Raw genomic sequence first — 13,785 nt, 5'->3', positions numbered from 1 at the left:
TTGCAGCCAACAGGACCCTCAGCAAGTCCTATCGTTGCAGGTCAAGAGCACTTTCTGTCTTCGTGATCAACCTCTGGACAGCCCACCTCGTGAAAGCACGAGGCTAGTGACGGGAGTACGGCTCACCCAGCGTCGTCGGGTGCGCAGCAAGCATGTCAGCCGCACGTTCCGCCTTGTCGTAGTGCGCATCCGGGAGCAGCTCAACGACGCGAAAGCCCGGCGGACGGCGAACACCACCGGACCCTCCGTAGCCGCACCCCACACCCAACAACGCCGCACCCCGCACCCACCAGCACAGCGCGGGACGCCCGGCCGGGGAAGGAACCCCGACCGGGCGCCCGCGTCGAACGACAGCGGCGGGAAACGCCGTTGCTACTCCTCCGCCCCGAACAGGTGCGTGTACGTGGCGAGGGCGATGGCGATGTCCGCCTGGGCCCAGAAGCGGTGGTACTCGAACGTCGGCACCTCGCCGCCGTTCAGGTACGCCTCGACCTGCGGCCAGTTCTCGTCGTCCTCGTAGAAGGTGCGGATCGAGGAGAACGTCGAACCCTGCTCGATCGGGTCGCCGTTGGGCATCGTGCCGCTCCAGCCCGCCGGGATGTAGATCTCGTCGGCGAAGCGCGCGTAGTCCTCGCGCGGCTCGGGGACCGAGATGCCCTGCCCGTCCTGGAGCGCGAGCAGCGCGTCGAGCAGGCCGGAGGCCGTCTCCTGCGCCGCGGTGTCACCGCTGGCCGCGGCGTAGAACGACAGCGCGTTGGCCAGCGAGCCGGTCACGCCCACGTCCTGCGAGTACGTGGTGACCTCGACGTGCAGGCCCGCGTTGTCGCCGGGGTTGGCCGGGTCCCACGTGTCGGGGGCGCCGGTCCACTCCAGGGTGGCCGGGATCTGGAAGTCCCCGCCCTCGCCGATGGTGACCTCGCTCACGACCCAGTCGGCCCACTTGTCGAGGACCGCACCGGCACGCTCGTCGTTGGTCGTGTAGTAGTACTCGGCAAGCCGCTGCATCGACCACGCCTGCATGCCGAACCAGCGGTTCGACGGCGGGTCGTGGTAGACGGGCTGCTCGTCGTAGAACATCCCGTAGAACGTCGGGGTACCGGCCGGGGGCTCGCCGTAGTGGCCCTCCCAGCTGTTGGTCGCGCCACCCGCGATCGCGCCCTCGGCGGACTGGAGCCACGTGTAGAACTCGATCATCCGCTCAAGGCTGTTGCCCCAGTCCTCCACCGCGGTGGGCGACTGCGGCTGGAGCGCCGCGTCGGTGGACAGGACGTGCGCGGCCATGGGGTTCTGGTAGCCGAAGTGCGCGTAGCTTGAGCCGATGCGCCAGGCCCACGGGGCCGAGGTGTCCAGCGCGCCGCCCCACGCGTAGTACCAGGACATCAGCTGGTGGTTGCTGCTCTTGCCGCTGCCCGCGGGGCACTCGGACGCGCCGACGCAGTCGCCGACCTCCTTGAAGTACTTGTCGTACATGGAGTAGCGCAGATAGTCGCCCATCATCGCGGCCTTCTCGACCGTCGCGGCGACCTGGCTCGCGTTGCCCTGCTCGCCCGCCCAGACATTGGCCCAGTAGGCGGCCTGCACCGCGCGGGCGTCGGCGTCGGGGGCGTTGGTGTAACGCCACTGCTGCGAGTACGCCTCGTCCCCGGTGAACAGGTCGAGGAAGCCGTTCTCGCCGCCGCTGCTGAAGTCCTCGCACGACGGGTGCGTGACGGTCTCCCAGGTCGACTCCTGCGGGCCGCGCTGGAAGGTGTTGATGAAGGTCGGATCACCGGCCGTTCCGCCGCAGGCCGCACCGTAGCCGTAGACGTCGTCCACGTCCTGGAGCCAGTGCATGCCGTAGATGTCGTCGGTGCCATACGTCGACGACAGCTCGTCGGCCAGCGGGTCGTCGCCCACCGGCACGTTCGGGTCGAGCGGCGCCGGGTAGTCCTCGGGGCTCGTGGACTCCGGCGCGTAGGTGGCGGGCGACGAGGGGTTGTACCCGCTGTTGGTCGGCTGCTCGTCGGCGCTGGGGATCATCCACTCTTCCATGAGCGCCCAGGCGTCGTTGAACGGCTGCCAGTCACCGGTGACCTGGCCGTACTGCGCCTCCAGCCAGATCAGATACGAGTACGCCTCCGATGTCGTCTCGTGCCCGTGGTCGGGCGCCTCGACGATCATCGTCTCGACGGAGTGGTAGGGGATGCCCTCGTCCGAGAAGTACCCGTTGGCCGGGTCCTTGATCGTCTCGTAGAGGGTGAGGAACTGCTCCTCGTACTGGAGGAGTTCGGGCTCGTCGCCGAAGGGCGAGCTGGCGTTGCCCTGGGCCGCGGCCGTGAGGCCGAGCGGCAGTGAAAGGGCGACGGCGCCGGCGACCCAGAGGCGCCGGGACGTGCGGTGTCTTGTTCTGGTCGGGATCTCGATGTCTGATCCACGGCGGATCCGCATCGTGTCCTCCTCGCGGCTCGTGGGGTGAGGAGCGGTTCGGACCAGTGGGAGCGCTCCCAAGCTTTGAGCAATGGACTGCACACGTCAAGTGGCACGACAAATCCCGCTCTTGCGTGGCAGGTCAGCGGTAATTTCTCGAACGACCCCTTGGCGAAAGGGGTCGTTGTGGCCTACGGTCCATTCAACCAGTGGGAGCGGTCCCAAACTGTCAGGCGCCGGGGACGGCGCGCTGTGACGACCCGGAGCCGCTCCGAGCATGCACCCCCACAACCCCCACATACCCCCACACAACTCCCAGGTGCTCCGTTGAACGAGCAGTGGCGAGAATCCCCGTGCCCTCGGCCGGTCGCGCTCCGGCGCCCCGGCCGATCGGACCCGTCATCGGTCTGTCCCCCGGTCCCGCCCGTGGCCGGTGGTATCGGCACGTGTGGGCATGCGGCGGGACCCGTGGAGACATCTCGGCAGTGGCTACCGGGTCGCCATGGCGGCCTGTCCCCGAGCCGCGACGGCATCCGACGCCGTTCGGCATCGGCCGTACGCAACCATCCGGAGGATCAACAGCGATGAGCCGCACCAACCCCCCACCCCGTCGGTCGCGCCGCAGGGCGTATCTGGTCGCCGGAGCCCTGGTCGGGGCTGCCGCCATGACCGTGAGCACGCTGAGCACCGCGTCGGCGGGCGATGACCCGCAGGTGTTGCAGCGCGTCGACAACCCGTACGAGGGCGCCCAGCTCTACGTCAACCCCGACTGGTCCGCCGCGGCCACCGAGGGCGGCGGCGCCGCGATCGCCGACCAGCCCACCGCGGTGTGGCTGGACAGCAGGGCCGCCATCGAGGGCGGCTCCGCGGGCTCGAACACCATGGGCCTGCGCGAGCACCTGGACGAGGCGCTGGCCCAGGGCGCCGACGCGATCCAGATCGTCACCTACAACCTGCCGGGCCGCGACTGCGCCGCGCTCGCCTCCAACGGCGAGCTGGGCCCGGAGGAGATCGACGTCTACAAGACCGAGTTCATCGATCCCATCAACGCGATCGTGTCGGACCCGGCCTACGCCGGACTCCGCATCATCAACATCGTGGAGATCGACTCGCTGCCGAACCTCATCACCAACGTCGGCAGCCGCGAGACCGCCACCCCCGAGTGCGACGAGATGCTGGCCAACGGCAACTACGTCGAGGGCGTGGGCTACAACATCGGGACGCTCGGCGACAACGAGAACGTCTACAACTACATCGACATCGGCCACCACGGCTGGATCGGCTGGGAGGACAACTTCCAGGCCACCGCCGACCTGCTGTTCGAGGCGGCCAACGCCGGGGGCGCCACCCCCGACGACGTCGCGGGCTTCGCGGCCAACACCGCCAACTACAGCGCGACGGTGGAGGACAACTTCTCCATCAGCGACACCATCAACGGCCAGCCCATCCGCGGCGAGAGCTCGTGGATCGACTGGAACAACTACGTCGACGAGCAGTCGTTCGCCCAGGACTTCGCCGCCGTCGCGGCCCCGGCCGCTGGCTTCCCCCAGGGCCTCGGCGTGGTCATCGACACCTCGCGCAACGGCTGGGGCGGCCCCGACCGCCCGACCGGGCCCGGGCCGCAGACCTCCGCCGACGAGTACGTCGACGGCGGGCGCTACGACCGCAGGATCCACCTCGGCAACTGGTGCAACCAGGCGGGCGCTGGCCTCGGCGAGCGGCCCACCGCGGCCCCCGCGGCCAACATCGACGCCTACTCGTGGATCAAGCCCCCGGGGGAGTCGGACGGCTCGAGCGAGGAGATCCCGAACGACGAGGGCAAGGGCTTCGACCGGATGTGCGACCCCACCTACGAGGGGAACCCGCGCAACCAGAACAACCCGTCGGGCGCCCTGCCGGACGCCCCGATCTCGGGTCACTGGTTCCAGGCCCAGTTCGAGGAGCTGCTGGCGAACGCCTACCCGCCCCTGTGAGCTGACGGTCTTCGCGATCCGGCGGTCTTCGTCCCTTGAGACGGAGGGGACGGATCGGATCGGATCGGCGTGAACCCCCCACGCGCCCGCCCCCGGTGCCCGCCAGGCGCCGGGGGCGCGGTGCGTCGCCGACCCCCTTGCTCAGTCGGGGAGTTCAACGTCGCGGTACTCCTCGCAGCCCTCGTACCCCTCGCCCTCGGCACCCCCGCCCCGGTCGACGTAGTGGACGCGGAGGGGGCGCCCGGCCTCGGGGCCCTCGTCGACGAGGTCAATGTCGACGCGGTCGTGGGCCCCGTCCTCGCGCACGCCGAGCGCGCCCGCGGGCTGCTCCCCGATCGTGGGCGCGCCCTCGGCCCACGAGCTCTGGTGCGCCTCGTCGTTGAGCGGTTCCGCTTCAACGGCGGTGCCATTCTCGACGGTGATGCGCCAGGCGCCCTTGGACGCGGCGCCGCAGTCCCCGTCGAACAGCTCCAGCGTGTAGGCGTAGTCGTCGGGCTCGTCCCACGCCCCGGACCCGGGCCCCGCCCCTGCCCCGTCGCCGCACCCGGCGAGCGCGGACACGGCCAACGCGAGCACGGCGGCGCTGCGCCGCCCGCTTCCTGTTCTTCTTCCCGTCATGTGTCAGGGACGGAGAAGCGGGCCCGAACGTTCGGCCGCGCCGTCATCCACTGCCGGAAACGGCCAGCGCCGGGCGCCGAACTGCGTCACCGTCACCAGCGTCCCGCCGTCGGGCGAGAGCGCCACGGCCCCGTCGGCCCGCCCGAACGGCACCTCGGCAACGACCGTTCCGCCGCGCGCCTCCCACACCGCGCCCCAGCCGTGGCTGCCGGGGAAGGAGGCGCGGGGCCCGCCGGTGGCCGACCACACGAGCGCGCCCTCGGGCTGGTCGTGCATCGGGAGGTCGGGCACGGCGAGCCGGGGGCGTTCCGCCCCTTCCCCCGCCGTGCCGCCAAGCGGCAGCAGCCACAGCGCGGCATGGCCCCGGTCGGTCGCGCCCGCCACAGCCAGCTCACCGCCATCGGGCGAGAACGCGAGCCCGGTGATCTGGCGCAGGCCCGCGGGCTCGGCCCGCAGCAGGGTCGCGCCGGTCGCCACGTCGCGGACGACGACGCGGCTCGCCGCGTCCTTGGCGCCCAGGGCGACCCGCGCGCCCGCGCGGTCGAGCGCCGCGGCCTCCATCCGCACGCCGCGCCAGTGACCCGGGCGCGCCTCGGGCTCGTCGATCGTCCGCACCGCGTCGCCCGTCGCCGCGTCGATGACGGTGGCCGAGCCCGCCGTGTGCAGCGCGCACACCAGCCGGGAGCCGTCGCCGCTGAACGCCAGCCGCAGCCGTTCCTCCCCGTGCGGCGCGGTTGACGGCAGAACGTGGCGCCAGCGCGTGGTGGCGCCCGGCACGTCGTCGAGGACGACGCACGACCGCTCGCCGAGGAGCGCCCGCGCGAGCGCGGAGCCGTCGGGGGCGAAGGCCAGATCGGAGAGATAGGCGGCCTCGGCGACGCGCGGCAGCGTGACGACGCGGGGGTCGCCCGCCCCGTCCCAGGTGCACAGGATCTGCGGGCGGTCGGCCGAGTCGCGGTCGAGCTTGGCGCCGAACGCGAGGGCGCGCGCGTCGTCGGCCACCGCGGCCACCGGTATGGACCAGTGGGAGCAGGGCAGCGGGGGCGCTCCCGCGGGGGCGCCCACGAGCGTGGCGGGGAGCCCGGTGAGCAGCACGCGCCCCGGGCCTGGCTCGGGCGGCGCGGCGGTGGCGTCGCCCGGCGGGGCGAGCCCCGCGAGGAACCACGCCTCGATGTCGTCCTGCACCGTGACCAGCGCGGCGCCGTCGGGGGTGAACGCCGCGATGGCCGGGGCCGGGTCGGCCCACAGCGTCCGCCCCTGGCCGTCGAAGAGGAGCGAGCCGAAGTCCGCGCCGATGAACCCGTAGGGCCCGTCGCCCGTCCAGATGGCGCGCGTGGTCAGGGCGGCGCTCGGCGCGTCCGCGTCAAGGCCCTCGGCAAAGCCCTCGGGGCGCGGCAACGCGCCGGGCTCCAGGGTCAGTTCGTCGTCGGACGAGCGGCGCACGGCCAGCAGCCGCGCGGCCGGGCAGGCCGCGGTGGCCAGCCCGGCGCGCTCGGGGGCCCCGCCCACCGCGCCGCCGACCGCGAACACCCCGCGCCCGTCGGGCGACACGGCCAGCGCGCCGACCGATGTGAGCCCGGTCTCGGCGGTCGCCAGCACCGCGCCCGTCACCACCTCGCGCACCACCACGCGCCCCGCGGGGCCCGCGTGCGCGAGCAGCCGCCCCTCGCCGTCGAGCGCCACGGGCCCGAACGCGTCCTGCCCCTCGGGCACCCGCAGCAGCACCTTGCCCGTGGACACCTCGACCACCGCGACCACATCGGTCGAACCCGTCCCGACGGCCAGCCGCTCCCCGTCGCCCGAGAACGCGAACCGCACCACGTCGTCGCGCCCGAAGCACACGTCGTCGTCCTCGTCGCCCAGCCACGGGCGGACCTGCCACAACGGCTCGCCCGTCGCCGCCGACCACGCGTGCCACGCGCCCTCGACGGCCGTCACCACCGTGGCGCCGTCCGGGCTGACGGCGATGTCGTACGCCTCGTCGTCGTACTCGCCACCCGAGAGGTACCACACCAGCGGGGCGTCCCTCGTGGTGTGCCAGCGGACGATGTCGCCGCCGTTGTGGTGCCACTCCGCCGCGGCGGCCAGCGCGAGCCAGCGCAGCCCGGGGGGCGCGGCGACGGCGCTCGCACCGCTGACGAAGTACGCGCCCTCGCTGCCGTCCGCGTCCTCGCGGTCGTCCTCGACCGGGACGGGCACGGTGCCGGTCTCCACGCTGTCGAGGCGCCCCAGGCGGCGGGTGCCCGCGAGCGCGTGGCACGGGCGGATGTCCCCCGCGACCCAGCGGGCCCACCAGCCGTCCGGCATCGGGCGCTGCCCGGCGGGCCAGCGCAGCACGCGCGGGGCGACAGCGGCGAGCGCCGCGTCGTCGAGCCCTTCGAGCAGGCGGCAGATCTCGCGCCAGCCCGCCTCGCTCGGCCGGGCGGCGAGCAGGGTGTCCAACGGTGTCATCGCGTCGTTCCTCGCCATGTCGTTCGTCGCCCCGTTCCCCCGTGCCCCGTTCCCTCGCGCTCCGCTCTCCGATGCCCCGTTCCCTCGCGCTCCGCTCTCCGATGCCCCGTTCCCCGGCGCCCCGTTGTCCATCGCCCGTCCTCACACCGCGTGGGCGCGCACCCGCTCGGGGCTCGCGACGACCAGCGCGCGCCCCTCGGGGCTCAGCGCCCAGGCCGTCGAACGGCCCAGGTCGGAGACCGCGAGCAGGGGCGCGCCCACGGCCAGGTCCCACACCGTCACCGTGCGCCCGGCCCGCACCGCCGCGCGCGGACCCGCCGCGCCCCACACCGGGCGGACCACCTGCCGCCGCGCCTCGCCCGGGAGTTCGGCGAGCGCGACGGTGGAGGGCGCGCCGCCGTCCAGGTCGACGAGCACCGCGACCGCGGCCGACTCGGCGGCGCCGACCACCGCGAGGGAGCGCCCCTCGGGCGAGAAGGCCAGGCCCGCGCACCAGTCGAGGCCCGTCGGGTGGGTGGCGAGCGCCCCGTCGCGCAGGTCGAGCACGGCGATCGCGCCTTCGGGCGCGCGCTCGTACGGGCGGCAGAGCCGGAACGCCAGGCGCGAGCCGTCCGCGTCCACGGCGATGGCCTCGCTGCCGCCGATCCCCGCGGGGTCGGCGACCTGCTCGCCGTCCGCGGCGCGCCAGGCCACCACGCTGCGGCTGCTCTGGTCGCAGCCCGCCACCGTCGCCCCGTCGCCGCTGACCGCGAGCCGCACGCCGCCGAAGTCGCCGTACCCCGCGTAGAACGGGCGGCTGATGGAGCGCCGCCACCGCTCGCGCGCGCCGAGCCGCGTCCAGTGCGCGACCTGGCCGACGTGCTGCTCCTCGGTCCCGCCGAACGACGCGCTCAACGCCGTGCCCCCCGGGCTGAACAGCAGGTCCCTGATCGCCACTCCCGGCGTGCGGCGCGACACCCCGAGGCGCACGGGATCGCTGCCCTGCCCGCCGTGGGAGGCGTTCTCCCACAGCAGCAGCTCGCCAAAGCCGGGGAACCACGGAGCGGCGGTGGCCACCGCGACCCGCTCGACGCCCTCCGAGACGGCCACCGCGGTCACGCGCTGCGCCACGGCGGGCCGCCCGGGGAGCGGCCTGCGGATGTCCAGTTTCCCGGGATCGCACAGGTGCCGAACAGCCATGACAGGGACCTTAAACCGCTCCGCCGCCCGCGGAGACCGTCCTTGCACGGGCCGACGGGCACAGTTCGGCCACGCCGCGTCAGGCCGTTGACGACAAGCCTCGGGGCCACGAGCGCCACGGGGCGCGAGGGACGCGAGGGACGGGGGGCGTTGCGTTCAACGCATGGAGTCAGCGGCCACCGCGCGCCCCCCCGAGGGCCCAGGGCGCGCCCGGCCGCTCCCCGCGCGGCCGTGGCGGGGCCGGGCCGGGGCGGAACGCCGCCCGTTTCGTGGGCAGTTGGGCGGGGTGCCGGGGCAGGGCGGCGCGACCGCCCCACGCGGCCCGCGGGAGCCCTCCCGTGGAGCCGCGCGCGCCGACGCGGCAACGCCTCGGCGTTCAAGAGGTGAACGTATCGATCCGGCAACGGCGCGCCGCGCGGGGCCACTTCACGCCCCGTCACCCGCCCGCGCACACGCGCCTCGCCCACGACCGCCCGCGAATCTCCGCGCGTCACACACCCCGAACGCGCCCCGGTCCGACGCCCTTCACGCCCCCCGTCACGACGACGCGCGCCGCACCAGCTCGGTCGGCAACACCAGGCGCGGCCGCTCGGGCGGCCCGTCGGCGATCTCGGCGAGCAGCGCCCGCGTCATCGCGCGCCCCATGCCCTCCATCGGCTGCCGCACGCTGGTCAGCGGCGGGTCCATGTGCCGGGCGAGCGCCGAGTCGTCGAAGCCGACGAGCGCCACGTCGTCCGGTACCGAACGCCCCATCTCCCGCAGCGCGCGCCTGGCCCCGATGGCCATCAGGTCGGAGGCGCAGAACACCGCGTCGAGCCCCGGCCGCCTGATCAGCAGCTCGCGCATGGCCGAGTGGCCGCTCTCCTCGGTGAAGTCACCGCGCCCGACCAGCTCCTCGCCCTGCTTGCGGCCCGCCGCCCGCAGCGCCTCCCGGTAGCCGTCGAGGCGGCACCTGGCCACATACATGTCGGCGGGGCCCGTGATCGTCGCCACGCTCGTCCTGCCGCGCCCGAGCAGGTGCTCGACCGCGAGCTGGGCGCCGCCGATGTTGTCGCAGTCGACGTGCGGGACCAGCTCGTCGGCCGACCTGCGCCCGTTCATCACCAGCGGGATGCCCATCTCGGCCAGCTGGTCGGGCAGCGGGTCGTCGCCGTGCACCGACACCAGCAGCACGCCGTCCACGCGGTGGCTCGCGGCGTACTGCGCGAACCGCGCCCGCTCCTTCGGGGTGCGGATCAGCGTCAGCAGCAGCTGGATGTCGGTGTCCGCGAGCTCCGCCGAGACGCCCCTGAGGATGCCGGAGAAGTACGGCTCGGCGAACAGCCTGGTCTCCGCCTCGGGGACGACCATCGCGATGGCGTCGGAGCGGTTCGCGGCCAGCGCCCTCGCGGCCCGGTGCGGTACGTAGCCGAGGTCGGCGATGGCCTGCTCGACGGCGGCCCGCGTGCGATCGCTCACCCGAGGCGAACCGTTGATCACGCGCGACACCGTGCCGCGCCCCACCCCCGCGCGGGCCGCGACTTGTTCAAGTGTCGGTCTTCCGTCGCGACCGGTGCCGCGCCTTGCCATTGCCATCGCTTCCTCCCGTTTCCGCCCCAGGATCCAACTACATCACGGAATCCGAGACGAACGGTTCTACGCCTTGACACCCGCTCAGCACTCGGGAACCCTTCAACCCATCACGCCTGGGAGCGCTCCCATGGCTAGCAAACCCTACAGAACCCGTACGTTCCGAGCCCAGGCCCCCATCCCCACGTGTCGCAACCACCCGGCTGGGAAGGCAACGTCAGTGCGCCAGGAGGACGACGACGTCATGCGCAACACACCACGTACCACCCTTCGATCGCGCCGGCGCGCGGGCAGAGCGCTCGCCGTCGGCCTCGCCGCCGTCATGTCCACGGCGTTGCTCGGCGCGTGTTCGAGCGACGACGACGACAACGGCGGCGGCAACGGAGACGAGGAGATCACTCTCCGGGTCGGCGTCTTCGGCCAGTTCGGCTTCGAGGAGGCCGGACTCTACGACGAGTACGAGCGGCTGAACCCGCACATCACTATCGAGCAGGACTCGATCACGGACAACGGCGACTACATCACACAGCTGCGCACGCGCCTCTCGCAGAACAGCGGGCTGCTCGACGTCCAGGCCATCGAGATCGGCAACATCGCCGAGATGACCACCGAGCTGTCCGACCGCTGGGTGGACTTCAACGAGTACCCCGACGTCGACGCGAGCCACTTCCTGGAGTGGAAGAACCAGCAGGCGACCGACCCCGACGGGCGGCTCATCGGCCTGGGCACGGACATCGGCCCGACCGGCATCTGCTACCGCACCGACTTCTTCGAGGAGGCCGGGCTGCCCACCGACCGCGAAGAGGTGACCGAGCTGTTCGCGGGCGGCTGGGAGGACTACCTCGCGGTCGGCGAGCAGTTCGCGGCCGACGGGCCCGATGGCGTCGCGTTCCTCGACTCCGCGGGCGGCATGTTCAACGCCGTGGTCTCGGGCTACGAGGAGCGCTACTACAACGCCGAAGGCGAGATCGCCTACGAGGACTCCGAGGCGGTCGCCACCGGCTGGGACCTGGCCACGCAGGCCGCCGAGGCGGGCCTGTCCAGCGGCCTCCAGCAGTTCCAGCCCGACTGGAACCAGGCCATGGCCAACGGCGACTTCGCGACCCTGCCCTCCTGCCCCGCCTGGATGCTCGGCTACATCCAGTCCCAGGCCGGTGAGGGCGGCGAGGACGTGTGGGACGTCGCCCAGTCCCCCGTCCCGTCCAACTGGGGCGGCGCGTTCTTCGGCGTCCCCGAGGCCGGTGAGAACAAGGACGAGGCCGTCGCCCTGGTCGCGTGGCTGACCGCCCCCGAGCAGCTGGCCACGTTCTTCACCGAGCGCGGCAGCTACCCCAGCTCCGCCGAGGCCCAGCAGCTGCCCGAGGTGCTTGAGGCCACCCACCCGTACTTCAACGACGCTCCGATCGGCCAGATCTTCTCGCAGGCCTCCGCTGACGTGCCCACGACCGTGATCGGCCCGTACGACCAGCAGATCCAGGAGGGCATCACGGACGGCCTGGTCGCCCTCGAGCAGAACGACCTGTCCCCCGACGACGCCTGGGACGACGTGGTCAGCGCGCTGGACAACGCGGTCGCCGAGTGAGCAGGACGGATCCATGACGACTGAACACCGTCAGGCCGCGCCCCCCGGTACCCCGGGGGGCGCGGCCCCGCGCCTTGACAAGCCGCCCCGCGGCGAGGCGCCCGCACCCGACCCCAAGGAGGCGCGCCGCCAGGCGCGCCGCTCCCGGCGCTACCGCTGGGACATCACGTACAGCCCCTACGGCTTCATCGCGCCGTTCTTCCTCTTCTTCGCGGCGTTCGGCCTCTTCCCGCTCCTCTACACGGGCTGGTCGTCCCTCCACCAGGTCAACCTGAACAACCCCAACGACCTGGAGTGGGTGGGCTTCGAGAACTTCACGCGCCTGTGGGACGACGAGTTCTTCTGGAACGCCCTCGGGAACACGTTCACCATCGGCGTCATCTCCACCGTGCCGCAGCTCGCGATGGCGCTGGGCCTGGCCCACCTGCTCAACTACCGGATGCGCGGCAGCATGTTCTTCCGCGTCGCCATCCTCACCCCGTACGCGACCTCGATCGCGGCGGCGACGCTCGTCTTCGTCATGCTCTTCGGGCAGGGCGACTACGGCGTCATCAACTGGGGCCTCGGCCTCATCGGCATCGACGGCGTCGCCTGGGAGGCGGGCCACTGGAGCTCCCAGTTCGCCGTGTCGACCATCGTCATCTGGCGCTGGACCGGCTACAACACGCTGATCTACCTCGCCGCCATGCAGGCCATCCCCAACGACCTGTACGAGTCCGCCTCGCTCGACGGGGCGTCCCGCTGGCAGCAGTTCGTGCATGTGACGCTGCCCTCGCTGCGCCCGACCATCCTGTTCACCGTCGTGGTCTCGACCATCGGCGCCACGCAGCTCTTCGGCGAGCCCATGCTGTTCGGCGGCGACGAGGCGGGCGGCGCCCAGGGCCAGTACCAGACGCTCGGCCTCTACATGTACGAGACGGGCTGGACCAACCGGCACCTCGGCCGGGCCGCGGCCATCGCCTGGACGATGTTCCTGCTGCTGATCGTCATCGGGCTGCTCTACGCGTTCATCACCCGGTGGGTGGGGCGCAGCACAGGAGAGGAGGAGTGATGGCCACCGCGACGCGGACCCACCCCGAGAAGGCCGCCGACGCCCCCGCTCCCCGAACGGCCAAGCGCCGCAGGGGGGTTAGGGCCGCGGGGCAGCAGCACAGGGCCGGGTGGCTCACCTATCTGATCCTGGTCGTCTTCGCCGTCGGGTCGATCCTCCCGCTGCTCTACTCGGCGATCGCCGCGTCCCACGACAACGCCAGGCTGAGCGAGCGCACCCCGCCGTTCTGGTTCGGCGACCGGCTCTTCGACAACCTCGAGGCCGCGTGGAACGACGCCAATCTGGTCAAGGCCATGACCAACACCATCTTCGTGGCCGGGGCGATCACCGTGTCCACGGTGCTGTTCGCGACGCTCGCGGGCTTCGCGTTCGCCAAGCTGCGGTTCCGGGCGAAGAACTTCATGATGCTGCTGGTCATCGGCACCATGATGGTGCCGCCGCAGCTCACCGTGGTGCCGCTGTTCATGGCGATCGCCGAGATCGAGTGGACGGGCCACCTCCAGGCGGTCATCCTGCCCACGATGGTCAGCGCCTTTGGCGTGTTCTTCATGCGCCAGTACCTCATACAGGCGCTGCCCACCGAGCTGATCGAGGCCGCGCGCGTCGACGGCGCGAGCAGCCTGCGCGTCGTGTGGCACGTCGTCTTCCCCGCGGCCAGACCGGCCATGGCCGTGCTGGGGATGCTCACGTTCGTGGCGGCGTGGAACGAGTTCTTCTGGCCGATCATCGCGCTCACCCAGCAGAACCCGACCGTCCAGGTCGCCCTCACCAACCTCGGCCGCGGCTACATCCCCGACCAGGGCGTGATCATGGCTGGCGCCTTCCTCGGCACGCTGCCGCTGCTGATCGCGTTCGTCCTGTTCGGCAAGCAGATCGTGGGCGGCATCATGCACGGAGCGCTCAAGGGCTGAGCACCCCGGCACCGCGGTTGATACCTTCTCTACGAGCAAGAATGG

At 72.3% G+C, this 13,785-nt stretch carries 8 protein-coding genes and 1 pseudogene; 4 read left to right on the top strand and 5 right to left on the bottom strand.

Going from position 1 to position 13,785, the window contains the following annotated elements:
* Positions 1-372 precede the first annotated feature (372 nt).
* Positions 373-2,256, bottom strand: a pseudogene (locus DEH69_RS22110) (glycoside hydrolase family 48 protein); the annotation flags it as partial.
* A gap of 734 nt (positions 2,257-2,990) precedes the next feature.
* Between DEH69_RS22110 and DEH69_RS22105 the strand changes: the two are divergent.
* Entirely contained in the window at positions 2,991-4,379 is a 1,389-nt protein-coding gene (locus tag DEH69_RS22105; protein WP_113688714.1) for a glycoside hydrolase family 6 protein, read from the top strand.
* A gap of 141 nt (positions 4,380-4,520) precedes the next feature.
* Here the strand turns inward: DEH69_RS22105 and DEH69_RS22100 are convergent, their stop codons facing one another.
* From DEH69_RS22100 to DEH69_RS22085, 4 genes are all read right to left on the bottom strand, one after another.
* Positions 4,521-4,997, bottom strand: a complete 477-nt coding sequence (locus DEH69_RS22100) for a hypothetical protein (protein WP_147255756.1) — start codon at positions 4,995-4,997, stop codon at positions 4,521-4,523.
* Positions 4,998-5,000: 3 nt separating this feature from the next.
* Positions 5,001-7,448 (bottom strand): WD40 repeat domain-containing protein, encoded by a 2,448-nt coding sequence (locus DEH69_RS22095; RefSeq protein WP_147255753.1) that lies wholly within the window; start codon positions 7,446-7,448, stop codon positions 5,001-5,003.
* Positions 7,449-7,589: 141 nt separating this feature from the next.
* A complete protein-coding gene (locus DEH69_RS22090; RefSeq protein ID WP_147255751.1) occupies positions 7,590-8,627 on the bottom strand; it encodes a WD40 repeat domain-containing protein in 1,038 nt (345 codons plus the stop codon).
* A gap of 537 nt (positions 8,628-9,164) precedes the next feature.
* On the bottom strand, positions 9,165-10,202 hold the full coding sequence (locus DEH69_RS22085; protein ID WP_113688710.1) for a LacI family DNA-binding transcriptional regulator: 1,038 nt from the start codon (positions 10,200-10,202) through the stop codon (positions 9,165-9,167).
* Between the two features lie 238 nt (positions 10,203-10,440).
* On the opposite strand from DEH69_RS22085, the gene DEH69_RS22080 reads away from it, so the two are divergent.
* Genes DEH69_RS22080 through DEH69_RS22070 form a run of 3 tightly spaced genes read left to right on the top strand, consistent with a single transcriptional unit; the run spans position 10,441 to position 13,740 of the window.
* Positions 10,441-11,778, top strand: coding sequence for an extracellular solute-binding protein (locus DEH69_RS22080; RefSeq protein WP_113688752.1), 1,338 nt, complete (start codon positions 10,441-10,443; stop codon positions 11,776-11,778).
* Positions 11,779-11,791: 13 nt separating this feature from the next.
* Complete coding sequence (locus DEH69_RS22075) at positions 11,792-12,829, top strand: carbohydrate ABC transporter permease (RefSeq protein WP_113688709.1); 1,038 nt, start codon at positions 11,792-11,794, stop codon at positions 12,827-12,829.
* On the top strand, positions 12,829-13,740 hold the full coding sequence (locus DEH69_RS22070) for a carbohydrate ABC transporter permease (RefSeq protein ID WP_113688708.1): 912 nt from the start codon (positions 12,829-12,831) through the stop codon (positions 13,738-13,740). Before DEH69_RS22075 ends, DEH69_RS22070 begins: the two co-directional genes overlap by 1 nt.
* Positions 13,741-13,785 lie beyond the last annotated feature (45 nt).

It is taken from the genome of Streptomyces sp. PT12 (assembly GCF_003311645.1).
Taxonomy (GTDB): domain Bacteria; phylum Actinomycetota; class Actinomycetes; order Streptomycetales; family Streptomycetaceae; genus Streptomyces.
Note: the sequence above shows the minus strand (reverse complement) of the source record. Positions and strands in the feature narration are given on the sequence as shown.

Coding starts and splice junctions, on each gene's coding strand:
- DEH69_RS22105 (WP_113688714.1), top strand. CDS start 2,991: ATGAGCCGCACCAACCCCCCACCCCGTCGGTCGCGCCGCAGGGCGTAT.
- DEH69_RS22100 (WP_147255756.1), bottom strand. CDS start 4,997: ATGACGGGAAGAAGAACAGGAAGCGGGCGGCGCAGCGCCGCCGTGCTC.
- DEH69_RS22095 (WP_147255753.1), bottom strand. CDS start 7,448: ATGACACCGTTGGACACCCTGCTCGCCGCCCGGCCGAGCGAGGCGGGC.
- DEH69_RS22090 (WP_147255751.1), bottom strand. CDS start 8,627: ATGGCTGTTCGGCACCTGTGCGATCCCGGGAAACTGGACATCCGCAGG.
- DEH69_RS22085 (WP_113688710.1), bottom strand. CDS start 10,202: ATGGCAATGGCAAGGCGCGGCACCGGTCGCGACGGAAGACCGACACTT.
- DEH69_RS22080 (WP_113688752.1), top strand. CDS start 10,441: ATGCGCAACACACCACGTACCACCCTTCGATCGCGCCGGCGCGCGGGC.
- DEH69_RS22075 (WP_113688709.1), top strand. CDS start 11,792: ATGACGACTGAACACCGTCAGGCCGCGCCCCCCGGTACCCCGGGGGGC.
- DEH69_RS22070 (WP_113688708.1), top strand. CDS start 12,829: ATGGCCACCGCGACGCGGACCCACCCCGAGAAGGCCGCCGACGCCCCC.